The organism is Desulfovibrio simplex (genome assembly GCF_055387835.1).
Genome location: NZ_AP042377.1, coordinates 2,374,710 through 2,398,206 on the forward strand (window position 1 = coordinate 2,374,710; position 23,497 = coordinate 2,398,206).

Genomic DNA, 23,497 nt, shown 5'->3' on the forward strand with positions numbered 1-23,497 from the left:
CGTTGAAATGCTGCACATTACAATTTGTCATTCAGCCGAAAAATACGACTTGCGGTAGCCGTTAGCGGGTCTTTGCCGCTTACGGATAACCGATGCTGTCTTCAAGCGAGCTTCGCGGCAGCCGTTGCCTTAACCGTTGTGACGCAGGCCTCAGCCTTCATCCACAAAATCGCGGCGATTAACAATTGCCGGGGGCGTTTCATCGCCTTTCGGCAACCGGTGTTTTTTGGCCGCGTGCGCATCGCGCAAAACTATGCTTTTTTCCAGCCAGCCCTCCCATTGGGGCATGGTGTGGCGCATGTACAGCACAAAGAGCCGCCAGCGCATCATGACGTCGTCGGGCATGATGTGCTCGAGCTTACAGGCCATGTCAGCCGCCGTTTCTTCCGGCAGTTGCAGCACCGTGGAAAAGAATTCCCGCAGAACCATATTACGGTGGGCCAGGCGTTGCCCCGCCTGAAGGCCCTTTTGCGTCAGATTCACCAGGCTGTAGGGTTCATAGCTGATGTAGCCGCGCCTGGCCAGGGACCGCAGGGCGTTCGTCACCGAAGGACGGGCGACCTTGGCAGCCTCGGCTATATCACTGGGACGACACGCGCCAGTGGCGAATTCCTGTTTGAAGATGATGGCCAGATAGTTTTCCAGGGCAGGAGAAAGATCTTTTTCATCCTGAACCATTGAGCTAGCTCCTTGCATTTTCAGCTTCACATGTGGACCGGATGGCGTGCATCACAAGTATCAGAGAACACGTATGCCACCAAACCATTTTTTCTGCATATAGATTTGCAGCGTCCAGAGAGAAGAAACCAGGCCGCCGCACGCCATGCCAACATACGCCCCAATGGCTCCGAATTCCAGCCAATGGGCAAGGCCATAGGTCAACGGCACGGACACGCCCCAGGTAGTGAAGCAGCTCACCCGGCAGGTTAAGCGTGTGGCTCCCGCGCCTGCCAGCACCGCGCCCAGCATCTGGCTCAAGCCCTGCAAGGGCAGCACCAGACAGGATATCCACAAAAACATTTTGGCCAGCTCAACCGTGCCGGGGTCCTGGGTAAAAAGCATGACAACAGGTCGACAGAAGAGGCACAGACCCAACCCGGCCGCAGCCAGGGCCAAAGCCACCCACAGGCCATAGCGCATGCCAAGGGCGTATCCCTCACGCCCCATACCCGCGCCCAGCAGATGCCCGCCAAGGATGGTCAGGGTCATGCCAAGCCCCGCCAGGGGAAAAAGCAGAAAACCCAAAACGCGCATGCCAAGGGTCATGGCAGCAATGGAGTCCACCGCGTGCAGCGGCAGGCTGGAAACGCAGGCAAGGATAACGATGCTGCCCGCATGCCCGGCCAGATTGCCAAGAGCCGCCGGAGCGCCCACGCGCCACAGCCGGGGCATGGCCAGCCTGTTCCAGCGCCAGGCCGCAAATGACGACGCCCGCAGGATGCCCACGCGCATGGCCAGGATGATATTGCAGACAAAGCCCGCCAGAGACGAGGCAAACGTCGTCCAGGCCACCGCGGCGTAGCCGAGCTGCGGAAAGCCCCACCAGCCAAGCCCCAGCCCCACGCTGCTGACAAACTTGATGGCCGTCACAAGGCACAGCGTCGCCGTGGGCAGCCAGACCATCTTGTGCGCGCGAAAAACGGAATTCAGCATGACAAGGCTGTAATAAAAGGGCAGCTGCGCCGCATAGGCAAAACCAAAGGTACGCACCATGGGCGCTATGGCCTGCGGCACCAGATCCGTCATGGGCAAGGCCAGAAGCACGCCAAGCCCGAGCAGCGAAATGACGGAGCCGGCCGTAAAGGAAAGACAGACGATCAGGCCGGAATACCGGCGGGCGCGCAGGGGCTTGCCCGCGCCAAGCGACTGGCTGACCATGGCCAGACAACCACTGCCCACCACCGCCGTCAGCAGCATCAGAAAGGTGAGAATCTGCGAGGTGAAGCCCAGAGCGGCCAGAACGCCCTCGTTGAGCTGGCCCGCCACCCACAGGTCGATCATGGACATGGCCATGTAGCAGAACATCAGACCCATCTGCGGGATGGTGAGAAGCGCTACTTCGCGGACGGAAACGGCCTTGGTTTCGGGCATGCGGCATAGTGCCGCACTGAATTCTCAATGTCAAATAAAGTTAGTCTAAAATAATTAATTTAGAGCGGTAATTTTAGTAGATAAAATGCTGTGGTTCCTTTGGCAGCAGCCACTTGGGTCAGCCCGTGCCATACCAGTCAGCCCCATTCCCATACCTGCCAACCCGTGTCCATACCTGCCCACCGTGCCCATACAGACTGGAGCAGATTAACTTTGACAATATACATTTTCAAAGTTTGAGGCACGCTCATTTCGGCGTTTAACAGCACAAATAAATTGCTCTAAGACGATAAAGGTTTTAGGGGGTGGGGGCGTGGGGGAGGAGACCCTTTTGCAAAAGGGTCCCTCCCCCACAAAGCCTTTCAAAGCGACAGCGCGCTACCCCCGCATGAAGACGGTTTGCTTAAAAAAGCCCGTCCGCAGTTCCTGCGGGCGGGCTTGAGACACGTTTATGGGAAGGGTTGTCAGCGCGGAGTCGCCTGCCACTCTGGCCCAAGCAACTGGTCCAGCACATGCCCAAGGCCTTTCCGAAAAGTTTCCCGCTCTTTTTTGCCGTATTTTTTGCTGCGTGACAGACTTACAAGCAAGGCTGAACCCATGAGCAGCACGTATGCAATATCAGCCCGTGCCACCACATCAACTCCACGCAGCCTTTCTCGCAGTGCCTCACGCTTTCTGTCGAAAAAAACAGAAATAATATCTGCGACTTCAGGATTCAGTGCGGAAAAAAGAATGATGCGGAACTCATCCACCCAGGTGCTGTTGCCGCGCTCTCCTCCAAACACAATGTTGTCCAGGGCCCTGTCCAGAGCGCCCCTCACGCTTGCTCCCGGCGCTTTGGCGAGTTCGTCCAAAGAGTCCACCACTGCCGCGAACAGCTTTTTTTTGGACCCGAAGTACCTGTTGATAAGCGTGATGTTCACCCCTGCTTTGGCCGCAATTTCACGTGTACCCACGCTTTCATAATGGGCTTTGGCAAAAAGATCGCGTGCGGCCAGCAATATACGCTGCCGGGTCTGCGCCGCGTTGCGGCCCCATTTGCCTTGCTCTGTCGCTGGATGCGCCTGATCCGCCAATCTGACGGCGGCAGGGGAACTGCCGTCATTTTTGACTTCGTTGCTCATGGCATTCCCGTATGTTGCCAGGATGGCCGTGAGGGCCACATGCCGTCACAGCTGTGCCTGTTTTACCTCCGGAACACCTACGCAAAAGCGCCCCCAACAAACGGCGGGCGCGCTTTTGCATGACATCCGGATTTGAAAAATATTATTTTTCCGGTGCACAGCCACCCCGGCAGAGATGTTCGGTACCAAAAGCCGCCAGCATGTTTTGGGCAAAAGCTTCAAGGCAAGCCCCCACGCTGGGTAACCCTGCGTTATGATAAACTGCAATGCCTGCAGCCTGCATGGCCTGCAGTGGGCGCACACCCATGCCCCCGGCAAGCAGCACCTTTACGCCCATACTGGCCAGGGTCTGCACAGGGCTGCCGCAGTCGCCGGGCAAGTGCGCGGCATTGGCCCGCACAGTGACGTTTTTCACCTTGCCTTCCTTGACCCAGGCCAGGGTATAAACGGTACATCGACCAAAATGGGCATGCGGCGCGGCCTCAAGGCCTCCGGGTTCCTGAGACGGCACGGCCACCAGCAATCCCTCGGAGCCTGAAGACGACGCCTCGCCATCCTGAGCCTCCATGGCGCACACGCCGCCTTCAATACGCAGGGCCAATCCGTCCACAAGGGCTTCAGCCACACAATGCCGCGCCCGGCGCAGCATCCTGCCGAAGGTGTGTCGTGACACCCCCATACGGGCAGCGGCCTCATCCATATTCCGGCCTTCGTAATCGGCCAGACGTAAAGCCTCAAGACCATCCAGCGTCAGGACTCTTTCATCAAGATCTGATAGTGGGATGCCCTTGGGCTTGAAATAGCTGGCCTTGGGAAGAGCGCTTACGCGCCTGCAATGACTGGGTCTTGGCATAATCTCACGCTGATACAATTTTATTATAACCTACGGCACGGAATGACGCACGTCAAGAGCATTCGTATCTGGCACTGGCTGCATTGCATGACTCGCGTTAACTATATGACATTGCATGGCAATACACACAGTGCATTAGGATAAAAATACGCGGAACCGGCGAAGGAAAACCGGTTCCGCATATGTATCGGATACCTGAATATATCAGACATGTACGTCCGGCAAAACTCAGTTATCCGCCAAGGCTCTCCACCCGCTCCAAAAGCCCGAGCACCCTGCGGGCATCGGACGCGGTCGGTTCAGGCGGAAGCGGCGTCAGTATTCCCAGACCTTCCATGACGTCATGAAAGACGCCTTCGTCCATTTCAGTCACAACGGCGGTGTGCATTCCTGCATCAATCATCATAAGATCCATCACCCAGGCCCGCGCGTGATCGCCGGAAGGCGGGTCAAGAAGCGCCAGAACAGGGATATCGCGCCGCGCCGCTTCCTTGCACTGGTCGATTGTTGCCGCCATACACACCGTGCAGCCGTCATGTCGCAGCTGCGCCACAAACGCCTCCCAGGCTTCGGGCCGGGGTGTTTGCAACAGGATACGCCTGTTCTTCATGGCCGCCCCTAGTGCGCCCCGCCGCCGCAGGTCTGGTCTGTGCTGAAGCGATTGAGCTTGCCCGCGCAAAAAGCCTCGACCGCCTGCCCCACTGTGGGATAGTTGCCGGCGAAAAAGACGTCAATATGCATCTGGTTAAAGCCCATGAGGGGGCGCATGCCCATACCGCCCGCCAGCAGAGCCGTAACGCCATGCTCGGCCAGATACTGCACGGGAGCCATGCAGCCGCCCTGCTGGTGCGGTATGGACGGCAGCGTGGACTGGGCCGTCACAGCGCCGTTTTCCACTTCCACTACGGTATAGATGGCGCAATGGCCGAAATGCATGCCCATGCCAGCGTCCATACCGCCAGGGAGTTCGGAAGGAATGGCCAGAACTGTCTTGCTCATGATGATGTGTCCTATAAAGTGTTGATGTTGGCCCGCCGGGCGGGCTTGTCAGCCATGGCGCGGATGCGCCGCCATATCCGCTCCAGCTCGCTGGCCAGAGGAGAATCCCTTTCGGTCAGGGCCTCGCCCCTGATCATGGCCTCCGTCACAAGGGGGCTGAAAGGCAGCCGCCCCGCCAGCGCGTGCCCGCGCCGGGCGGCCTGCTCTTCGATGGCGCGAGCTTCGTCGCCATTGAGGTCCGCCTTGTTGATGATCACCGCGATTGGAATGCGAAAATGCCCGCACAGGTCCGCCACACGCTCGAAATCGTGCCGCCCCGACGGTGTGGGTTCCACCACGGCCACAGCCAGGGTGGCCCCCGAGAGCGAACTGATGACAGGGCAACCTATGCCCGGCGAACCGTCGCAAAGGATGAGGCCGCCATTTTCGGCTGCGGCGATCTCGCGCGCCTTCTGCTTGAGCAGGCCCACCAGTCGGCCCGAATTTTCCTGGCCGGGTTCAAGCTGCGCGTGCACAAAAGTGCCGAAGCGCGTGCGGCTCAGATACCAGGTTCCACAATGCCGCTCGGGAAATTCAATGGCCCCGGCAGGGCACAGTCTGTGGCATACGCCGCAGCCCTCGCAGTCCAGTGCGCCGATGTGGAACACGCCGTCTTTCAAATGCACGGCCCCGAACTGGCAAAGCTCCAAACAGCGCCCGCACTGTGTACAGGCGGCTTCGTCAATGACCGCGGTATTTCCCGAAATAAACGGCTGCTCCTGCTCCATGCGGGGATTAAAGATGATGTGCAGGTCGGGCACGTCAACGTCCAGATCACAGAGAACGGGATTCAGCCCCTCACGATGGGCCAGGGCAGCCAGGGAAGCGCAGAGCGTCGTCTTGCCCGTGCCGCCCTTGCCGCTGATAACAACTATTTCACGCATGCCGTGCCTCCGCAGCGCCCTGCCCGTCACAAAGCCGCTCCACCGTTTCCGGCTGGCGCGCAGTGTCCTGCCGGGGCTGGCCGCCAATCCACCGGCGCAGCGCCTGTTGCAGGCTTTCAAAACGCCGGCGCCATGCCGGGGCATTGGCGCCTGGCCCCGTCGGCGGCAGATGCCCGCGCGCATAGCCCTCGGCGGCCTGAATATCAAAGGGCAACCGGGCCAGCAGGGGCAAACTTTCCGCAGCGCAATACTGCTCAAGGGCCGCATCGCCGGCTTCATTGCCTGGCATGCCTGCCCGGTTCATGACAACTGCCAGGGACAGGCCAAGTTTTCTGAAGGCCGCGTGGGCCAGCTTGAAATCGTATATGCCGAAGGGCGTGGACTCCGCCACCAGAACAAGAGCGTCCGCCATACGGGCCGTGGTCATGGCCGGGCAGCTCACGCCGGGGGGCGAATCAATGAGGATATCCGGGCCGTCTGGCGCAGCAGCGCCAGCGCCGGAAGCAGAAGCCTGCTCAAGAGCGCGCAGCAGGGGCGGCGACATGGCCTCGCCTACCCGGCTTTTTCCCATAAGCAGGGCCTGCTCACGGGCAGGATTCAGGTTCCACCGGCCCCATTGCAGGCTGCCCAGTTCGCGTCGGCCCCTGCTCAGGGCTGCGGGTCCGCAAACCTCGAAACAGCCGCCGCAGCCATGACACATATCCGCGAAAATTGTGGGCTTTCCCCCCAGCATGGCAATGGCCTTGTAGGCGCATATGTCAGCGCATGCCCCACAGGCCGTGCATTTTTCCGCATCGAGTTCCGGCACGGTCAGATACACGGGTTGGGGCGCGTCCAGATCAGGATGCAGGAAAAGATGCAGGTTCGGAGCCTCCACATCGGCGTCAACTATCAGGCAGGGCCGCGGCCAGACCACGGCCAGTGAAGCCGCCACCGTGGTTTTTCCCGCGCCTCCCTTGCCGCTGGCAAATGCAATGCGCATGGCAGTCCTACTTGTTGGGCGCTGCGGCCGGGCTGACGGAGCCTTCGGTATAGCAGCGCACGGCTTCGCCCACGCTGCGGCCGTCCAGGTCCTGATACACCTGCATGCCCGCAGCCCGCAAAGCGGTGAAAGCCTTGGGACCAACGTACCCGCTGAGCACGGCGCCAACGCCCAGAGACGACAGGCGCTCGGCCGTCTGTATACCCGCGCCTTGCGCCATGACCTGAGAGGCCCCGTTATCGACATATTCCGCTGTCATGCTTTCCGTATCCACCACCACGAATCCGGCGGCACGCCCGAAACGCGGATCAACCTGGGAATCCAGACCCGGCCCTTCGCTTGAGACGGCGATTTTCATAAATTCGCTCCTTTGCGCAGCCGAGGCCGCGCCATTAGTTTTGCTCAAATGAGCATAATCTTCACGCGCCGAATGTCAAGCCAATGTGCCGGATTTTTGCGACGAAAAAAGGGCCGGTTCAGGGCCGCTTTATACTTTGTGGGGGAGGGACCCTTTTGCAAAAGGGTCTCCTCCCCCACACCCCCACCCCCTAAAACTCTTATCGTCTTTTGCTGAACTATAAGAGAGTTGCTGGTCTCAAGCAGTGACTTTTGAGGCAGCGCCTTGCTGAAACTGCGCTTGCGCCTCTGCGGCGGGCGTCTGCTCCCGCAGCCGCAGAGCAATTTCAAGCGGCAGCCGTTAGGCGACGAAGAAGCCTTACGGATGGCGACAGCATCGCTAGTTAAATCGCTCTAAGGAGTCTCTGCCCCAGATACTGATTATACGGGGGCGACACAGGCAACAAAACAAAAAAACGGCCTTTTCATGAGCATGAGTGCATGAAAAGGCCGCCGTAAATCAGAGGGCTGTTAAGCTGCCGCCCACTCAGAGCATGTACCGTTGGAATTCGACACAGAAATACCAGGAAAGGCGCTCGTGGCTCCGTTATCCGGACTGTGTCGGCACGAGATGAATTTCCTGGTATATCAAGGAGAACAAGCCTTTTATGCAGGGAGTGTACTCTGATGGTACTCGACCGGAATAAAAGGCGAAGTTCGACACAGAAATACCAGGAAAGGCGCTCGTGACGACACAGTCTAGACGAGCCCGAAGCGCAACCCGGCATAGCCCACAACCCGGCTGGTATCGCCGGATGCCGCGGCCGAAGTGTCGTAGAGGCAGAGCTCGGCCCAGGGATTTCCAAGGGCGCGCGCGGCAAACAGGGCCAGGGCCAGCGGTCCGGCCCCGCACATGGTAATGCCCTCACGCTCCACAACGGCCAGCAGACCGTCGGGATCACAGGCCAGGGCCTGCGCCAGGGCCTGCGCGTCCTTGTGCAAGGTCTGCTCCTGGTTCTGGTAGTGGTTCAAGTCCGAACTGACGATGATGCCCACATCCTGCCCTCTGGCGCTGAAATCCGTTATCACCTGCGCCAGGGCCTGCCCGGCGGCGCGCAGCGCATCGGGCCTGCGGGTTCCCACGCATACGGGCGCAATGGTACGAAGCGCGGGCTCCCCGTCCTCTTCGGCGGCGTTGCCGGGCAGACTTTGCAGGAAAGGCAGCAGAACTTCAATGGAATGCTCGCCCAGGTGACTAAGCTCGTCCGGTGAGTAGCCGCCCGGAGCCAGAATAAGGGCCTGGGCCAGTTCTTCGTCCACCGGCATCGGCCCCAGCGGCGTGAGCCACTGGCCTTCGGCCCAGACGCCCAGAGGCTTCCCCTGGCCCGTATGGTTGGGAGACAGGATAAAAAGCCGCCGCGGCAAACTGGCTCCTGTTGTGGAGTTGCCCCACGGGGCGGCCAGCGTGGCTCCTATAATGCGGCCACAGTAAACATAGCCGGCGTGAGGCAGTACAAGGCCCAGCAGGCGTGAGCCGGCATCGTGCGGGTGCTCGTCCGACACGGAGCCTGCAGGAACGGCCGCCGCCATAAGCCATGCCCCGACTTCTTTTTTTAACTGACCAGCCTCGGCAGGATAAAAACGGCCTGCCGCAATGGGATGTCGTATACTCATGGCCGCTCCCGGAATATGGCGCATCTGAATTAACGCTGCGAACCCCGCGCAACGGGTCTGACCGGGCCTGATCAGGCGTGAAAGCCGTCAGGCTTTGCGCGCGGCCTTACGCGCGTCAACCCGCCGCCATTGCAGAATGAGCACCCATCAAATCCCAGGGATCTTCAGAGCACACGTGCAAAACGCATACAAGCAGGGTTCTGGTGCCTGTTTTCGTCCTTTTGTTTTTGGTTAGTCGAGACCGCCCAACAGCGCGTAGTGGGTTTCCATATATTCGAGCAGCCCTTCACGGCCGCCTTCACGCCCCACGCCACTGCCCTTGACGCCGCCAAAAGGCGTTTCCGCCGAGGCCAGTCCGGCGTCGTTGACGCCCACCATGCCATACTGAAGGTTCTTCCACAGTCGCCAGGTACGCGCCATGTCGCGCGTGCAGACATAGGACGCGAGGCCATATTCCGTATCATTGGCCAGAGCCACGGCCTCTTCTTCGTCCTCAAAGGACATGACGGCAGCCACAGGCCCGAATATTTCCTCACGGAAGATGCGCATTTCGGGCGTCATGCCCGTCAGCAGCGAAGGTTCGTAAAAGTTGCCGCCAAGGCTGTGGGTCTGGCATCCTGCTACGCGGCGGGCTCCCTTTTCAAGGGCGTCGCGCACGAGGGCGTCCACATGGGCCACGGCTTCGGCGTTGATGAGCGGCCCCATGGTGGTGCCGGGCTTGAGCCCGTCACCCACCTGAAGGTCGCGGATGCCTTGCAGCAGACGGCGCACAAAGGCGTCAAACACGTCCTTGTGCACCAGAAAACGGTTGGCGCAGATGCAGGTTTGCCCCGCATTGCGAAACTTGTTGCCCATGCCCACGCGCGCCGCCAGGTCCAGGTCCGCGTCATCAAAAACAATGAATGGCGCGTTGCCGCCCAGCTCCAGCGACACCTTCTTCAAGGTGAAGGCGCACTGGACGGCGAGGGTTTTGCCCACGGGAGTAGACCCGGTAAAGCTGAGTTTGCGTACCAGAGGACTTTCGGTAACAACAGAGCCGATAGCCTTGGCGCTGCCCGTGATCACGTTGAAAACCCCGGCGGGAATGCCCACCCGCATGGCCAGCTCAGCCATGGCCAGAGCGCTGTACGGCGTGGCGCTGGCGGGTTTGACAATGGCAGTGCACCCCGCTGCCAGGGCCGGGGCCACCTTGCGGGGAATCATAGACATGGGGAAGTTCCACGGGGTAATGGCCACGGCAACGCCCAGGGGGGCGTGCCGGGTAAGCGCCTGCACGCCCTGCCGGAACTCGGGCACCACCTCGCCGCTCACACGACGGGCCTCTTCGGCATACCAGGGAAAGTAGGAGGCTCCCTGAAGGATTTCCGCCCTGGCTTCAGCCAGGGGCTTGCCCTGCTCAAGGGTGAGCAGACGGGCCAGGTCTTCAAGGTTGGCGCGTATGGCCTGCTCCCAGGCATGAAGGTAGGCCCCGCGCTCCTGCGGGGTTTTATCTTTCCAGAGGGCAAAGGCGCTGTGGGCGGCTTCAACGGCAAGCCGGGCTTCATCAGCCCCGCAGTTGGGCACCTGCCCAAGCAGCTTGCCGTTGGCCGGATTGATGACGTCAAGAACACTCTTGTCCGCCGCGTCACGCCATTGCCCGTTAATAAGGCAATGGGGACGGAACAGACTTTTATCCTGCAATATCTGGTGCATGAGGGCCCCCGTTATGGCGCGGGCAGGGGGTCAGAACAGTTGTCTGCCTCCCATCCAATGGTGCTTGACGCGCCCGCGCAAGGTCTGCCCCAAAAAGGGCGTGTTCAGGCTTTTAGAGTGCATGGTCTGCCGCGAAGCCGTCCATGCTTCATTCGGGTCAAACAAAAAGAAGTCCGCCGGGTCGCCAGGGGCGAAGCCGTTCCAGGGCAGGCCGAAAATTTCAGCCGGGCGGCGGCACCACAGGCGGTGCACGTCGGATTCGACCAAAATGTCCGCTTCCACAAGCTTCCAGGTAAGGCCAAGAGCCAGATCAAGACCTGTGAAGCCGCAGGGGGCTCCGTCCAGAGTGCCGTCTTTTTCGTGGGCCGCGTGCGGCGCGTGGTCAGTCACAAGAATGTCCACAACACCCGTTTTCACGGCTTCGCGCAGCACTTCCCGGTCATGCGCCGTGCGCAGCGGAGGGCTCACCTTGGCCTGAACACTATAGTTCTCCAGGGCTCTTTCGTCCAGCAGCAGATAGTGCGGGCAGGTCTCGGCGCTGACCTTCACGCCGCGCTGCTTGGCCCAGCGTATGAGGTCTACGGTCAAGGCGGCGGAAACATGAGCAATATGCACAGGAATATCAAGATACTCTGCAAGCATGATATCGCGGGCGGCCTGTATGGCCTCTCCGGAGGCCGGTTGCCCCTTGAGCCCCAGAAGGCCGCTGACATGCCCTTCGTGCATGATCCAGCCGCGCGCCAGGTGCGGGTCCTCGCAGTGGTCAATGAGGATCAGGCCGAGGTCCGCGGCGTATTCCATAATGCGGCGCACAAGTTCGGCGTTTTCCAGGGGGCGGCCGTCATTGGACACGGCCACACAGCCAGCCTCCTTGAGCTCGGCCAGGGGGGCCATCATCTCGCCCTTGAGGCCGATGGTGGCCGCCGCGATGGGGAAAAGCCGGGGGCCGTGGGGGTGGCTTTGCCTCGCCCTGTCCAGCATGTGGCGGGTGACGCTGGCCGTATCATTCACCGGTTTGGTGTTGGCCATGCACATAACAGCGCCAAAGCCGCCCCGCGCTGCGGCTTCAAGTCCTGAAGCCACATCTTCCTTATATTCAAAACCGGGTTCGCGCAGGTGAACATGCGCGTCGATAAGGCTGGGCATGAGCACGAGGCCGCGAGCGTCAAAAATTTCGCAACCCTCGGGGGCCTCGTGATGGCCCGACGGGGTCATGGTCATGATTGTATCGTCGTCCACCAGAAGGTCCACGGGAGCCTCCAGGTGACGGGCGTTTTTGATGCAAAGCCTCATGCGCGTCCTCCATCGTTGCGCGTGGCCAGAAGATAGAGCACGGCCATGCGCGTCGCCACGCCCGCGGCCACCTGGTTCAGCACCAGACTGGCGGGGGCGTCGGCCATATCATCGGAAATTTCCAGTCCCCGGTTCATGGGACCGGGATGCAGCACCTTGGCCCCTGGCCGGGCCATCTCCATATGTCTGAGGCCCAGACAGAAGCGCCGCGAGTATTCGGCAAGATCGGGCAGAAGCCCGGCCTGCTGGCGTTCCAGCTGCAAGCGCAGACACATGGTGGCGTCCACATCGCGCACGGCCTCATCAAGATTTGTATACACTTCCACAGGCCAGTGGTCCACCCCGGCGGGCAGCAGGGTGCGCGGGGCGCAGACCCGCACGCGTACGCCGAGGCTGGTCAGCAGATGGATATTGGACCGCGCCACCCGGCTGTGGGCGATGTCGCCAAGGATGAGCAGCGTGCGTCCTTCAAAGGTGTTACCCCATGCCTGGCGCAGACTGAAGCAGTCCAGAAGGGCCTGCGTGGGGTGGGCGTGCCAGCCGTCGCCGCCATTGACCACGCCGCAGGGCAGCAGCTCCGCGATATAACGGGCCGCGCCGCTGCTGGAATGGCGGATGACAATGACGTCAGGCGACATGGCCTGCAGCGTCAGGGCCGTGTCCTTGAGACTTTCGCCCTTGTTGAGGCTCGAGCCGCTCTTGCCCAGAGAAAAGGTATCCGCAGACAGGCGTTTGCCCGCCACATCAAAGGAAGTCTTGGTGCGGGTGCTGTCTTCCACAAAAAAAAGCACCACAGTCTTGCCTTTGAGCGTGGGCACCTTTTTAACGGGTCGGGTGTTTATTTCCTGAAAGCTGGCGGCCAGGTCCAGAAGATGCAGGGTATCGGCCCTGCTCAACTGGGTTACATCCAGAAGATCCTTGTGTGACCAGTGGTAACGGTTGTCGGTATTCATGGCAGTACTGTGTAAAAGGTAAAAAAAAACCCCGCTGACTTTTCAACGGGGAACGGCGGGAGAGCTTGCGGCCCTGATCCGGAGCGACGTAAATTTTGAAAAATCGTGCACACCGGGCACCGGCAAAGGCGCCCTCCTGAATATGCGGAGTACAGGAGCGGCAAACATCATGTCTGATTTGTAGGCGCGCAAAAGGCCTTTGTAAAGCAAAAAGTCTGTTGACGCCCGCAGGGCCATTGTCTAGTTAAAGGAGGGCAATACCGCCTTCAGGGCGGCGCGGCCATGCGGTGCCAGCCCGGACGCGGTTCGGACTGTGAGGCCCGGCGCTTTTCGCCATTGTTTTCCTCAGGCTCTTTTGTGGAGGATGTGACCAATGCTTTTGACTCTTGCGATTTATCTTGCATGTGGAGCTGTGGCCGGGGTGCTGGCCGGGCTGTTGGGCGTGGGCGGGGGTATTGTGCTGGTACCCATGATGGTGGCCATATTTCCCAATGTCGGCGTGCCGGCCGAATACGTGCAGCAAATGGCGCTGGGAACGTCCCTTGCCAGCATCATGATCACCTCCATTTCCAGCGCCCGCGCCCACAACAAACGCGGAGCCGTGCACTGGGACATCTTCCGCAACATTACGCCGGGCATCCTCCTCGGCACTTTTGTGGGCGGCCTTGTCGCCACGCACATGCCTACGCTTGCCCTCAAGATCATCTTCATCTGTTTTCTGCTGGTGGTGTCTGTCCAGATGCTCTCCGGTTACCGGCCCCCGGCCACCCGCAACATGCCCGGCTTTGTCGGCACGTCTGGCGTGGGCCTGGGCATCGGCCTTATTTCAAGCTTTGTGGGCATTGGCGGCGGCTCGCTTTCCGTGCCCTTCATGTCTTCCTGCAACGTGCCCCTGCACCACGCCGTGGGCACCTCGGCCGCCATCGGCTTTCCCATAGCGGTGGCGGGAACGCTGGGCTTCATTGTGGGCGGATGGGGCCGACCGGACCTTCCCTCCATGTCGCTGGGTTTTGTGAACCTGTGGGCCTTGCTGGGCATAGCTTCGGCCAGTTTTCTCACCGCGCCTCTCGGGGCCAGGCTGTCGCACGCCCTGCCCGCAGACAGGCTCAAGCGCGGCTTTGCCTGCTTTCTGATTATTGTGGCCGCCAAAATGGCCTGGGGATTGCTGTAAACCGCAATTACTGTCAAGATAGGAACATGAAACTCTATTCCTACAACCACAAGTTGGCCGAATCCGTCTGGTGGAATCTCTTTCTGCTGACCTTGGGCGGCCTGCTTACGACCATCTGCATCCAGAGCGTTGCAGCCCCCCACGACTTTCTCGCCGGGGGCATCATGGGTGTGTCCCTGCTCACCAACTACTGGACAGGAACGCTCACCCCCCTTGTGTGGAACGCCCTGTTTTGCGTGCCCGTTTACATTTTCGGCTGGTTTTTTGTCGGAAAACGCTTTCTCCTCTACACGGCCTACGGCACCCTGTGCACGACGGTCTTCAGCTTTTTCATCAACTTCACCATCCCGCTGCAAAGTGAACTGTATGCCGCAGTGGTTGGCGGCGTGCTGCACGGCACCGCCGGGGGCCTGATGCTGCGGACCCTTGGCAGCGGCGGCGGCACGGACGTTATTGCCGTGGTGCTCAAGGACCGCTGGAATTTTTCCATCGGGCAGTTCAACGTCATTTTCAACGGCCTGCTTTTTCTGCTGGGATCCTACCGCCTGCCCATTGATCTTATTGTGGCTTCGATGATCATGATGTTCATTTCGTCCAACACGCTTGAATTCGTGCTGGGCATGTTCAACCGGCGCAAACTGGTCTTCATCATTTCCGATCACGGCGAAGAAATCAGCGAAGCCATACTGGTGACGGAACGCTTCGGGGCAACCATGCTGCGGGGCAAGGGGGCCTACTCCGGCTCTGACCGTGAAATCCTGCTCACAGTCACCAACAATATCGCCCTCAAGCGACTGGAAAATCTGGTCTTCAGCATTGACCGCAACGCCCTTTTCATTGTTGAAAACACCTTTTACGTTTCCGGCGGGCAGTTCGCACGCAGGAGCAGGTAGGAGCAGCACATGGCGCCCGCCGCATCCGCTCCCGGTTCCGTCCCTGAAGGCAGGGAACCGCAGACGCTGGCCATCAGGGCCAGAAGCATCGTCACCCTGGCGGGCGAAGACCCGGCCAGAGGCGCGCGCCTGTTCGCCCCCCTGAAAAAAATCGACAATGCCGTGCTCATCGTGCGTGACGGCATGGTGGAAGAGGTACGCCCCTGGTCGGCAGGCGCAGCACCCGCTGGCGCTCTGGTGCGCGACCTCGGCCCGGTGTGTCTGGCCCCGGCCTGCGTCAACGCCCACACCCATCTGGAGCTTTCTCACCTGGCGGGGCGCACCCGCTGGAGCAAAGGGTTCACGCCCTGGCTGCAAAGCCTTATTCCCCTGCTGCGTGATCCCCCGGACCCGCAGGCGGCTGAAAATGCCTGCGCCCATATGGCGGGCACAGGAACCCTGTACGCGGGCAACATCACCGGTTCCCTGCCCGGAGGCATGCTGCTGGCGGACGCCGCCTGCCGAGAAGCCGGGCTTGCCGTAAACCACTTTTGCGAATGGTTCGGCTTTGGCGCGCCCTTTGCCGACGGTGTGCGCCCCTGGCCGCCCCGCTGCCGCGAAGCGCTGGAAGACGACCCTTTTCTGGCCGCCCGCTGCGCCCCGGGCGGGCACGCCCTCTACTCCACCGGGCCGGATATCCTGCGCGCCGCCAAACAGGACTGCGCCCGCATGGGCCGCATTTTCAGTTTTCACCTGGCCGAATCACCAGAGGAAACACAGCTGCTCACCACAGGCGACGGCCCCCTGCGCCAGTGCTACGAATCTGTGGTACTGCCCGCGGACTGGCAGGCCCCCGGCCTGCGCCCCCTGGCGTACGCCTTCAAACTCGGGCTTCTGGACGCGGGAACTCTGGCCGTACACGGTACGCAACTGGACGCGCAGGAAGTGGAGGTGCTGGCCGCCAGCGGCGCGGCCCTGTGTCTGTGCCCGCGCTCCAACCGCAACCTCGGGCTTGGCGTGCCCCCTGTGCGCGACCTGCTCGAAAGCGGCTGCCTGCTCTGCCTCGGCACTGACGGCCTGACCAGCAACCGCGACCTTGACGTGCGGCAGGAGGCCGTATGGCTGCGTGAACAGCTTGATGTTCCCCCCGAGGCCCTGGTGCGCCTCCTGACCATTAACGGGGCGGAGGCCCTCAACATGCTCCAGAGCGGGGCGGGCCGCCTGGAGCCGGGAAGTCCCGCGGACTTCTGCGTTCTGCCCGAAGCCCTCACCTACTGAGTCCGCGCCGGACACATTGCCTTACGACCATCACCTCTTCTTGCCTGCCATGTACCCTCTCTAGAGCATTTTGCTATTTAAACTATCTATTCTTAATGCTTCCAAGACGCCCGCTTCGGCGCGTAACAGCGCAAATAAATTGCGCTTACGCCTCTGCGGCGGGCGTCTGCTCCCGCATCCGCCAGAGCAATTTCAAAGTGAAATTGCTCTATATTTGCTGAACCGACTCCAAACCCAATGACTGTGGGAACAAACAGGTTTCAGCGTATTTTTTGCCACAACTTTTCAATATTCCCGTTTTTGCCCGCCCACAGGCGCTTTCGCCGCCATTTCAGGGTGTGAGGAAAGTGCCGTTTTGAGAATTCCCACATCTCAGGTCAATAAAGTTATTGTCATCATAAAATCTTGCTGGCAGTATTCGCGCATCCCATATTTGTACGGTTACAACGCCTGAGGCCATTGCTGTGCGGTGGCCCCGGGGCGTCTGCCGCCTGTCATCAACCTGCGCCAAGAAGGAAAACATGAGCGAGGAATTACTGGACTGGAAAGAAGCCATGACCCGTGTGCTCGACAAGCGCGACCTCTATGTCAAATTGTTGGGCAAGTTCATTGAGACGGAACGCGACACACCTGACAAGGTGGGCGTGGCCCTGAAAAACGGCAACGCGGAAGAGGCCCGGCAGCTGGTGCACAACACCAAGGGCGCCGCCGCCAACCTTGGGGCCAAGGCCTTGGCCTCCGCAGCGCTGGAACTGGAAATGGCCATCAAGGCCGGGGCGGATACAAGCCGCGCCCTCAGCCATTTCAGCACCACAGTTATGGAAACCCTCGTGACCATGCACGCCTTCATGACCCAGTAGTCCCGGCATAGAGAGTCTGACACGAAGCAAAGCCCGCCCCGCCGTTTTCGGCAGGAGCGGGCTTTGCTGTGCAAGCACATTCGCCAGACAGCCGCTACCATAATATGAAGTGGGGACGGCCTCTTCCTTCCCCACTTCATACCAACGAACTCTTATGATGCACTAATACTATAAAAGTTTTAGGGGGAGGGGGTGTGGGGGAGGAGACCCTTTTACAAAAGGGTCCCTCCCCCACAAAGCGCTTCCAACCTAACTTTGTGCTGACTTCACAGCGAGGACTTCAACTTTCTATCCTGAAAAAGCGCAGCCGCAGGGCGTTGGTCACCACAGACACGGAAGAGAGGGCCATGGCCGTACCCGCTATCATTGGCGAAAGCATGGGCCCGCCGAAAACGTGCAGCAAGCCCGCCGCCACAGGCAGCCCAAGGACGTTGTAACCAAAGGCCCAGAACAGGTTTTGCCGGATATTGCGCATGGTGGCGCGTGAAAGCGCCAGGGCCGTCAAAACGGCTTCCATACCGCCGCGCATGAGCACGATATCCCCGGCTTCGGCGCTGACGTCCACTCCCGTGCCCACAGCCATACCCACATTGGCCAGGGCCAGGGCGGGCGCGTCGTTGATGCCGTCTCCCACCATGCCGACCACATGCCCCTGCGCCTGAAGGCGGCGCACATAATCGGCCTTTTCCGCGGGCAGAAGTCCCGCCGCCACCTCGTCCACGCCGACTTTGGCCGCGACGGCTCTGGCGGTGCGCTCGTTGTCGCCCGTGAGCATGACCACGCGCACGCCCATCTGTCGCAGACGAGCCACCACAGAGGGTGATTCGGGGCGGATGGCGTCCGCCAGGGCCAAAATACCCGCCAGACGGGCCTCCTCGCCACGGCCAAGGGCCAGCAGCAGGGGCGTCTGGCCAGCCTCGGCCAACACTGCCAGCTTGCCGGCAATGTCATCGGAAACCGCGAGACCGTATTCTTTCATGAAGGCGCGGTTGCCCACGGCCACATGACGGGGCTCATCAGAGCAAAATACGTCGCCCGCTATGCCCATGCCGGGTGCGACCACCACGTCCTCAACGCGGCAGGGGGGCAGATTGCGGTCATGCCCGGCCTTGATCAGGGCCTGGGCCAAAGGATGCTCGGAACGCGCCTCAAGAGCGGCCGCGAGGGACAGCAGGCCGTTTTCATCCAGCCCTTGCGCGCCTTCCAGCAGGGTTACGCCCGTAAGCACGGGCTTGCCCGTGGTGAGGGTTCCGGTTTTGTCCACGGCAAGAACGTTGATATGTCCGGCCTGCTCAAGGGCCGCGCCGTTCTTGATAAGCACGCCAAGCTGCGCCCCGCGCCCGGTGCCCACCATGATGGACATGGGCGTCGCCAGTCCCATGGCGCAGGGGCAGGCCATAACCAGCACAGCCACAAAGACGGTGAGCGGCGTGGTTATGGGCTCGGAACTGAACACCAGCCAGGCCAGGGCGGCCAGCACGGCATAGAGCATGACTGCGGGCACGAAGTAGTAGCTCACGCGGTCCGCCAGCCGGGCGATGGGGGCCTTGCTGCCCTGCGCCTCGCCCACCAGACGGATGATGCGCGCAAGCCGCGTGTTGCGGCCCACGGCGTCAGCCCGCAGGGTGAGCGAACCTTCGCCGTTGACGCTGCCCGCCACCAGCTTATCTCCGGGGCCGACAGTAACAGGGATGGATTCACCCGTGAGCAGGGAAAGGTCCACGGCGCTTTTGCCCGTGAGCACTTCGCCGTCCACAGGCACCCGCCCGCCGGGCCTGAGCAGCAGATGGTCGCCAGCCTTCAGGGCCGACACCGCGACCTCCTGGGGCGGCAGGGCCTCGTTGGCCGGATCGAGCCGCAGGGCCGTTTCCGGCGTGAGGCTCATGAGCGCGCCCATGGCGTCGCCTGCCTTGCGCTTGGCAGTGGCTTCAAGAAACTGGCCAAGCTCTATCATGGTCAGCAGCACTGCCGCCGATTCATAATACAGGTTCATGGCCCTCGTCACAGGGTCAACACCCATGAGGCCAAGAACGGTATTGACCAGACTGTAGATAAAGGCAGCGCCCGTCCCCACGGCCACAAGGCTGTCCATGGCCGGAGCCTTGCGCAGCAGCGCGCGGATGCCGTCCACATAAAAATGCCGCCCAAGCCAGACAATGGGCAGGCTCAGAAAAAGCTGTATGAGCATGAAGGTGCGCGGCGCGACATGCGGATCCATCCAGTGCGGCAGGCTGAGCCCCATCATGTGCCCCATAGACACCACAAGCAGGGGCACCGCAAAGCAGACCATGGGCACAAGGCGGCCCAGACGGTCGCGTGAATCCTTGAGCGCTTTGGCCTTGTTTTCGGCAAATTCGGCTGACGCGTCGTCATCAGCGGCAGGGGTGGCGCTGAAGCCCAGCGTGGCCACACGGTCCATGACCTCATGCTGCACCGCATCTTCCCGGCCGGGGCTGGCCCAGACCTCCGCCTTGGCGGTGGCAAGATTGACGCTGATTTTTTCCACACCTTCCATACGGCCGACCACACGCTCGATGCGGGACGAGCAGGCCGCGCAGTGCATTCCCCCTATGTCGAATTTCAGGGGGCATGCCTCGTTGGCGGCGTCGTTTTGCGCATTGGCCTCGCTCATGTTTTCCTCCGGCTTGTCATTTACCAGGGTGGCGCGTAAACTCGCGGCACGGTGAAATTGAAAATGGATTCCCAAGGAGGATACGATGAAAAGCCTGAAAGTCAATGGCATGCGTTGCGGCCACTGCAAGAGCGCGGTGGAAGAAGCCGCCGGCAAGATTCCCGGTGTGAAAAATCCGCTGGTGGATCTGGACGAAAAGGTTCTGCGCTACGAAGAAGACGGCCCGGTGGACATGGATGCCCTGCGCACGGCCATAAGCAACATCGGCTTCGATCCCGAATAAGCAGGCCCGCTCCGGGATCATCCCGGCCCAGACCATCAGGGCCAACGCCTGGCGCTCCAGAGAGAGCCGACGGCGCTGGCCCTTTCTTTAGCCCGCCCGCAACGCCCCGGTATCTTGCCGTTTGCGCCCGAATGCCGTAGTGGTAGAAGCCAATGTTCCATCTGTCCCGCAGACAACCCCACAGCACTATGCAGGCATACACAACGCTTTTTCTGAACCACCTCCGGCGCAGGGGCAGACTCCTGGCAGGCAAAGGCCTTATGGGCCTGCTCCTGTGTTGCGCCCTTTTCTGTCTTGCGGGCGCGGCCCTGGCGCAGGAGGGCTTTCCCCTGGATTTCACCGTGATCCGTCTGGGCGAAGGCCCACGCACCGTGCTGGTGGTGGGGGGCATTCAGGGCGATGAGCCGGGGGGCTTTTCCGCCGCCACGCTGCTGACCACCCATTACCGCATGGAAAACGGCAGCGTGTGGGTGGTGCCCAATCTTAACTTTCCCAGTATTATCAAACGGTCGCGCGGTTTGCACGGGGATATGAACCGCAAGTTCGCCCGTCTGGACGAAGCAGACCCCGAATTTGCCACAGTGCGCCGCATTCAGGATCTCATAGACCACCCGCAGGTGGGCCTTGTGCTCAACCTGCATGACGGCAGCGGCTACTATCGCCACAAGTACGAGGACAAACTGCGCAATCCCGCCCGCTGGGGGCAGTCGGTCATCATTGACCAGACGGAACTGCCGGGAGTTTTCATGGGCGCGCTGGAAGCCGAGGCCGACAAAGCCGCTGATGCGGCCAACAAGGCGCTCATGCAGGCGGGGCACCGCCTGCACGTCCATAATACCAATACCGCCGCGGGCGACCGCGAGATGGAAAAGAGTCTTTCCTATTACGCCGTGCGCCGGGGCAAAGCCGCCTTCGGCCTTGAGGCCAGCAAGGAATTTTCCGTCGAGCTGCGCGCCTATTATCATCTATTGATGATCGAGTCCTTTCTGCGGCAGGCGGGCGTGGACTTCAGCCGTGCCTTTGCTCTCACGCCCGAAGGGGTGCGCGGGGCGCTTCAGGACAACCTTGCCGTCTCCTTTGCCGATAACCGCGTCTTTCTTCCGCTTGAAGACGCGCGCCCGGCCATCAACTATCTGCCCCTGCCCAGAAGTGGCCCGGCCCAGGCCGTGCCCACCAAGCCTATTATGGCGGTGCTGCCCTGCGCCCAGGGTGGCGAAGGACAGTTCTGCGTGCATTACGGCAACCGCATGCTCACGCTCATCCGGCCCGAATGGCGTGAGGTGGACAGCAGCCTCGACGCCGTGCCCGTAAAAGCGGACGGCCAGGACAAGACGGTTTCCTTCGGGCAGGTACTGTATGTTGCCGAATCCTTTCAGGTTCTTCCTCTGGACGGCTACAGGGTCAACGCCATCGGCTTTGACAACGGCCAGCCCGACGAGGCCGGCGTGGAACTGCGCCTCAAGGACTTCATGCCGCGCTTTTCTGTGGACAAGCAGGGCAGGCTGTTCCGGGTCGAGGTGTACCGAAAGCAACTTTTCAGCGGCATGTTTCTGGTTTATTTTGATAATGGCAGGCAAAACAGTCCCAACAGGCCACGTATGGCACGTAACGCTGACGCCCTGCCCGACCGGCCCGGCCCGGAATCGTCCCTGGGCTTCTGAGAACAAGAATGTCTGAAAAAATTTCCATCTGCGTGGCGGGCGGCGGCAGCTGGGGCACAGCCCTGGGGCATCTTCTGGCCCGTGGCGGGCACCATGTCTGCCTCTGGATGCGGAACGCATCCGTGGCCACGGCCGTCAATGAAAGGCACGAAAATCCCCGCTACCTGCCGGGCCTGCCTCTTGACGAGCGGCTCGCGGCCACCACAGACCCGTCGGCCCTAGACCGCCCGCTGGTCGTGCTGGCCGTGCCCTGCCAGCAGTTGCGCGGCTGGCTCACGGAACATGCCCGCCACTTTCAGCCCAGGGCCATACTGGTCAACGCGGCCAAGGGCATTGAAACCGGATCGCTGGCCACCTGCGCGGAAATGACCGCCCAGACTCTCGGCCACCTGAACCCCCGCTATGCGGTGCTGTCTGGCCCCTCCTTCGCGGCGGACGTGTTGCGCGACCTGCCCACGGCCGTTGTCATGGCCGCCTACGATGAGGCCCTTGGCTGCTATCTGCGCGACATTTTTTCCGGCCCCGCCTTTCGCTGTTACTCCAGCACGGACGTCACGGGCGTGGAAATGGGCGGCGCGCTCAAAAACGTCATGGCCATCGCCGCAGGCACCTGCGACGGGCTGGGGCTGGGGGCCAACAGCCGCGCGGCCCTCATCACACGGGGACTGGCTGAAATGAGCCGTCTTGGCGTGGCCCGTGGCGCGCAGGCCCATACCTTTATGGGCCTCTCCGGCCTGGGCGACCTCACCCTTACCTGCACCGACGATCTTTCCCGCAACCGGCAGGTGGGGCTGCGCCTTGGCCGTGGAGAAAAACTGGACCACATTACGCAAAGCCTCGGCATGGTGGCAGAAGGCGTCAAAACCACGGCCGCCATTTATGACATGGCGCTAAAACTTGGCGTGGACGCGCCCCTGACAAATGCGGTACACAGTATACTGTATGAAGGGCAAAGCCCGCACGCCGCGTTGCGCGACCTTATGGGCAGAACGTTGCGCGAGGAATAGGCGCAGGAACAGCGCGAAAAACAGGGCCAGCCACACGTGAAAAACAGGCGCAAGGCGCGGCGCAGCCTGCCGCCATCCGCATTGTCCTGCTGACGCACGCCCCTGCCTGACCCGCGCGCGGGACGCACAATGTTTCTCTGACTGGTCGGTCTGGCGACAGTACCCGCCTGACCCGCACGGGGAACGTTCCATACCCAGACCGGCGCGACGGTCTGCACTGGACCTGCACTGCCCCACCTTACGATTCTCCGGTCCGGCAGTCGGCGTGTCCCAAGCCCGACAGTCTCGCAGTCTGACTTCCCGCAGACTGGTTGTCCTGCTGTCTGGTTGCCCCAGCCCCGCTGTCGGGATGTCGGCAACCAGTATTGACGGCCCGCCCGGTTTCGGCCTGCAATACTTGAATACGGGCAAAGCCTTCTGCCGCAGCCGTGACGTTGGGGCATTCGCCGCCCCAAGCCCACTGCGGCCCGGTGCGACACCGCACTGAAAGACTGTACCGCAGCACATGCCGTCTGTACGGCCAGTGTTGGAGCAAATGCACTTTTAAATTGCCCGGAGCAGGCGTCTGGTACACAGCAAGGCATGACGCTCTTCCGTCACCGCCGGGAAGTGCGCCACGTACACCTGGCTTTACGGCCTGTTTTTCAGGGTCGCCGCGACACCGGGATACACCCGGCTTTGTGTTTCAGGTTATTGATAACACCACGTACAGGGCGGGGACATTTGCCCTCGGCTCCCAACCCCGGCTTCCAGCCCGGGCCTCCATATTTTTCACCGCGCACGGGTGACTGCGCCTTCACCCCGTTCGCACGA

The 23,497-nt window shown here is 61.1% G+C and carries 21 protein-coding genes; 7 read left to right on the plus strand and 14 right to left on the minus strand.

Annotated features, from left to right (window positions below; translation table 11 throughout):
* Nucleotides 1-150 precede the first annotated feature (150 nt).
* The 13 genes from ACZ5DH_RS09900 to ACZ5DH_RS09960 all read right to left on the minus strand — a co-directional run bounded on the left by ACZ5DH_RS09900 (nt 151) and on the right by ACZ5DH_RS09960 (nt 12,920).
* Nucleotides 151-678 (minus strand): metal-dependent transcriptional regulator, encoded by a 528-nt coding sequence (locus ACZ5DH_RS09900; protein WP_464254132.1) that lies wholly within the window; start codon nt 676-678, stop codon nt 151-153.
* A 60-nt stretch (nt 679-738) separates the two neighbouring features.
* A complete protein-coding gene (locus ACZ5DH_RS09905) occupies nt 739-2,091 on the minus strand; it encodes an MATE family efflux transporter (RefSeq protein ID WP_464254133.1) in 1,353 nt (450 codons plus the stop codon).
* 464 nt (nt 2,092-2,555) lie between these two features.
* On the minus strand, nt 2,556-3,215 hold the full coding sequence (locus ACZ5DH_RS09910) for a TetR/AcrR family transcriptional regulator (protein ID WP_464254134.1): 660 nt from the start codon (nt 3,213-3,215) through the stop codon (nt 2,556-2,558).
* A 142-nt stretch (nt 3,216-3,357) separates the two neighbouring features.
* Nucleotides 3,358-4,068 carry a DUF134 domain-containing protein gene (locus tag ACZ5DH_RS09915; protein WP_464254135.1) on the minus strand — a complete coding sequence of 237 codons (711 nt, stop codon included), beginning with the start codon at nt 4,066-4,068 and terminating at the stop codon, nt 3,358-3,360.
* 232 nt (nt 4,069-4,300) lie between these two features.
* The gene (locus ACZ5DH_RS09920) at nt 4,301-4,678 is read right to left on the minus strand and encodes a response regulator receiver protein (protein WP_464254136.1); all 378 of its coding nucleotides are present in this window, start codon (nt 4,676-4,678) and stop codon (nt 4,301-4,303) included.
* An 8-nt stretch (nt 4,679-4,686) separates the two neighbouring features.
* Entirely contained in the window at nt 4,687-5,067 is a 381-nt protein-coding gene (locus ACZ5DH_RS09925; RefSeq protein ID WP_464254137.1) for a NifB/NifX family molybdenum-iron cluster-binding protein, read from the minus strand.
* Nucleotides 5,068-5,078: 11 nt separating this feature from the next.
* Nucleotides 5,079-5,990, minus strand: coding sequence for an ATP-binding protein (locus tag ACZ5DH_RS09930; RefSeq protein WP_464254138.1), 912 nt, complete (start codon nt 5,988-5,990; stop codon nt 5,079-5,081).
* Nucleotides 5,983-6,972, minus strand: coding sequence for a nucleotide-binding protein (locus ACZ5DH_RS09935; protein ID WP_464254139.1), 990 nt, complete (start codon nt 6,970-6,972; stop codon nt 5,983-5,985). The genes ACZ5DH_RS09930 and ACZ5DH_RS09935 overlap by 8 nt, the downstream gene beginning before the upstream one ends.
* Nucleotides 6,973-6,979: 7 nt before the next feature.
* Entirely contained in the window at nt 6,980-7,330 is a 351-nt protein-coding gene (locus ACZ5DH_RS09940) for a NifB/NifX family molybdenum-iron cluster-binding protein (RefSeq protein WP_464254140.1), read from the minus strand.
* 737 nt (nt 7,331-8,067) lie between these two features.
* On the minus strand, nt 8,068-8,982 hold the full coding sequence (amrB, locus tag ACZ5DH_RS09945; protein ID WP_464254141.1) for an AmmeMemoRadiSam system protein B: 915 nt from the start codon (nt 8,980-8,982) through the stop codon (nt 8,068-8,070).
* Between the two features lie 231 nt (nt 8,983-9,213).
* Entirely contained in the window at nt 9,214-10,674 is a 1,461-nt protein-coding gene (locus ACZ5DH_RS09950) for an NAD-dependent succinate-semialdehyde dehydrogenase (RefSeq protein ID WP_464254142.1), read from the minus strand.
* A 30-nt stretch (nt 10,675-10,704) separates the two neighbouring features.
* Nucleotides 10,705-11,967, minus strand: coding sequence for a dihydroorotase (locus ACZ5DH_RS09955; RefSeq protein WP_464254143.1), 1,263 nt, complete (start codon nt 11,965-11,967; stop codon nt 10,705-10,707).
* Entirely contained in the window at nt 11,964-12,920 is a 957-nt protein-coding gene (locus ACZ5DH_RS09960; RefSeq protein ID WP_464254144.1) for an aspartate carbamoyltransferase catalytic subunit, read from the minus strand. Before ACZ5DH_RS09960 ends, ACZ5DH_RS09955 begins: the two co-directional genes overlap by 4 nt.
* A gap of 373 nt (nt 12,921-13,293) precedes the next feature.
* On the opposite strand from ACZ5DH_RS09960, the gene ACZ5DH_RS09965 reads away from it, so the two are divergent.
* The 4 genes from ACZ5DH_RS09965 to ACZ5DH_RS09980 all read left to right on the plus strand — a co-directional run bounded on the left by ACZ5DH_RS09965 (nt 13,294) and on the right by ACZ5DH_RS09980 (nt 17,101).
* Nucleotides 13,294-14,091 carry a sulfite exporter TauE/SafE family protein gene (locus ACZ5DH_RS09965; protein ID WP_464254145.1) on the plus strand — a complete coding sequence of 266 codons (798 nt, stop codon included), beginning with the start codon at nt 13,294-13,296 and terminating at the stop codon, nt 14,089-14,091.
* 26 nt (nt 14,092-14,117) lie between these two features.
* Nucleotides 14,118-14,984, plus strand: coding sequence for a YitT family protein (locus ACZ5DH_RS09970; RefSeq protein WP_464254146.1), 867 nt, complete (start codon nt 14,118-14,120; stop codon nt 14,982-14,984).
* Nucleotides 14,985-14,993: 9 nt separating this feature from the next.
* On the plus strand, nt 14,994-16,241 hold the full coding sequence (locus ACZ5DH_RS09975) for an amidohydrolase family protein (protein WP_464254147.1): 1,248 nt from the start codon (nt 14,994-14,996) through the stop codon (nt 16,239-16,241).
* A gap of 521 nt (nt 16,242-16,762) precedes the next feature.
* A complete protein-coding gene (locus ACZ5DH_RS09980; protein ID WP_464254148.1) occupies nt 16,763-17,101 on the plus strand; it encodes an Hpt domain-containing protein in 339 nt (112 codons plus the stop codon).
* A 280-nt stretch (nt 17,102-17,381) separates the two neighbouring features.
* Here the strand turns inward: ACZ5DH_RS09980 and ACZ5DH_RS09985 are convergent, their stop codons facing one another.
* A complete protein-coding gene (locus ACZ5DH_RS09985; protein WP_464254149.1) occupies nt 17,382-19,733 on the minus strand; it encodes a heavy metal translocating P-type ATPase in 2,352 nt (783 codons plus the stop codon).
* 85 nt (nt 19,734-19,818) lie between these two features.
* Here ACZ5DH_RS09985 and ACZ5DH_RS09990 point away from each other — a divergent pair, with 85 nt between their 5' ends.
* The 3 genes from ACZ5DH_RS09990 to ACZ5DH_RS10000 all read left to right on the plus strand — a co-directional run bounded on the left by ACZ5DH_RS09990 (nt 19,819) and on the right by ACZ5DH_RS10000 (nt 22,684).
* Complete coding sequence (locus tag ACZ5DH_RS09990) at nt 19,819-20,016, plus strand: heavy-metal-associated domain-containing protein (protein ID WP_179979872.1); 198 nt, start codon at nt 19,819-19,821, stop codon at nt 20,014-20,016.
* 152 nt (nt 20,017-20,168) lie between these two features.
* Nucleotides 20,169-21,677, plus strand: coding sequence for a M14 family metallopeptidase (locus ACZ5DH_RS09995; RefSeq protein ID WP_464254150.1), 1,509 nt, complete (start codon nt 20,169-20,171; stop codon nt 21,675-21,677).
* Between the two features lie 8 nt (nt 21,678-21,685).
* Nucleotides 21,686-22,684: an NAD(P)H-dependent glycerol-3-phosphate dehydrogenase gene (locus ACZ5DH_RS10000; protein WP_464254151.1), complete on the plus strand. Its 999-nt coding sequence runs from the start codon at nt 21,686-21,688 to the stop codon at nt 22,682-22,684.
* Nucleotides 22,685-23,497 lie beyond the last annotated feature (813 nt).

Bases quoted from the DNA above. Each gene is read 5' to 3' on its own strand.
- ACZ5DH_RS09980 (WP_464254148.1), top strand. From the start codon at position 16,763: ATGAGCGAGGAATTACTGGACTGGAAAGAAGCCATGACCCGTGTGCTC.
- ACZ5DH_RS09965 (WP_464254145.1), top strand. From the start codon at position 13,294: ATGCTTTTGACTCTTGCGATTTATCTTGCATGTGGAGCTGTGGCCGGG.
- ACZ5DH_RS09940 (WP_464254140.1), bottom strand. From the start codon at position 7,330: ATGAAAATCGCCGTCTCAAGCGAAGGGCCGGGTCTGGATTCCCAGGTT.
- ACZ5DH_RS09990 (WP_179979872.1), top strand. From the start codon at position 19,819: ATGAAAAGCCTGAAAGTCAATGGCATGCGTTGCGGCCACTGCAAGAGC.
- ACZ5DH_RS09985 (WP_464254149.1), bottom strand. From the start codon at position 19,733: ATGAGCGAGGCCAATGCGCAAAACGACGCCGCCAACGAGGCATGCCCC.
- ACZ5DH_RS09920 (WP_464254136.1), bottom strand. From the start codon at position 4,678: ATGAAGAACAGGCGTATCCTGTTGCAAACACCCCGGCCCGAAGCCTGG.
- ACZ5DH_RS09905 (WP_464254133.1), bottom strand. From the start codon at position 2,091: ATGCCCGAAACCAAGGCCGTTTCCGTCCGCGAAGTAGCGCTTCTCACC.
- ACZ5DH_RS09910 (WP_464254134.1), bottom strand. From the start codon at position 3,215: ATGAGCAACGAAGTCAAAAATGACGGCAGTTCCCCTGCCGCCGTCAGA.
- ACZ5DH_RS09900 (WP_464254132.1), bottom strand. From the start codon at position 678: ATGGTTCAGGATGAAAAAGATCTTTCTCCTGCCCTGGAAAACTATCTG.
- amrB (WP_464254141.1), bottom strand. From the start codon at position 8,982: ATGAGTATACGACATCCCATTGCGGCAGGCCGTTTTTATCCTGCCGAG.
- ACZ5DH_RS09955 (WP_464254143.1), bottom strand. From the start codon at position 11,967: ATGAGGCTTTGCATCAAAAACGCCCGTCACCTGGAGGCTCCCGTGGAC.
- ACZ5DH_RS09925 (WP_464254137.1), bottom strand. From the start codon at position 5,067: ATGAGCAAGACAGTTCTGGCCATTCCTTCCGAACTCCCTGGCGGTATG.
- ACZ5DH_RS09975 (WP_464254147.1), top strand. From the start codon at position 14,994: ATGGCGCCCGCCGCATCCGCTCCCGGTTCCGTCCCTGAAGGCAGGGAA.
- ACZ5DH_RS09915 (WP_464254135.1), bottom strand. From the start codon at position 4,068: ATGCCAAGACCCAGTCATTGCAGGCGCGTAAGCGCTCTTCCCAAGGCC.
- ACZ5DH_RS09995 (WP_464254150.1), top strand. From the start codon at position 20,169: ATGTTCCATCTGTCCCGCAGACAACCCCACAGCACTATGCAGGCATAC.
- ACZ5DH_RS09930 (WP_464254138.1), bottom strand. From the start codon at position 5,990: ATGCGTGAAATAGTTGTTATCAGCGGCAAGGGCGGCACGGGCAAGACG.
- ACZ5DH_RS09960 (WP_464254144.1), bottom strand. From the start codon at position 12,920: ATGAATACCGACAACCGTTACCACTGGTCACACAAGGATCTTCTGGAT.
- ACZ5DH_RS09970 (WP_464254146.1), top strand. From the start codon at position 14,118: ATGAAACTCTATTCCTACAACCACAAGTTGGCCGAATCCGTCTGGTGG.
- ACZ5DH_RS09935 (WP_464254139.1), bottom strand. From the start codon at position 6,972: ATGCGCATTGCATTTGCCAGCGGCAAGGGAGGCGCGGGAAAAACCACG.
- ACZ5DH_RS10000 (WP_464254151.1), top strand. From the start codon at position 21,686: ATGTCTGAAAAAATTTCCATCTGCGTGGCGGGCGGCGGCAGCTGGGGC.
- ACZ5DH_RS09950 (WP_464254142.1), bottom strand. From the start codon at position 10,674: ATGCACCAGATATTGCAGGATAAAAGTCTGTTCCGTCCCCATTGCCTT.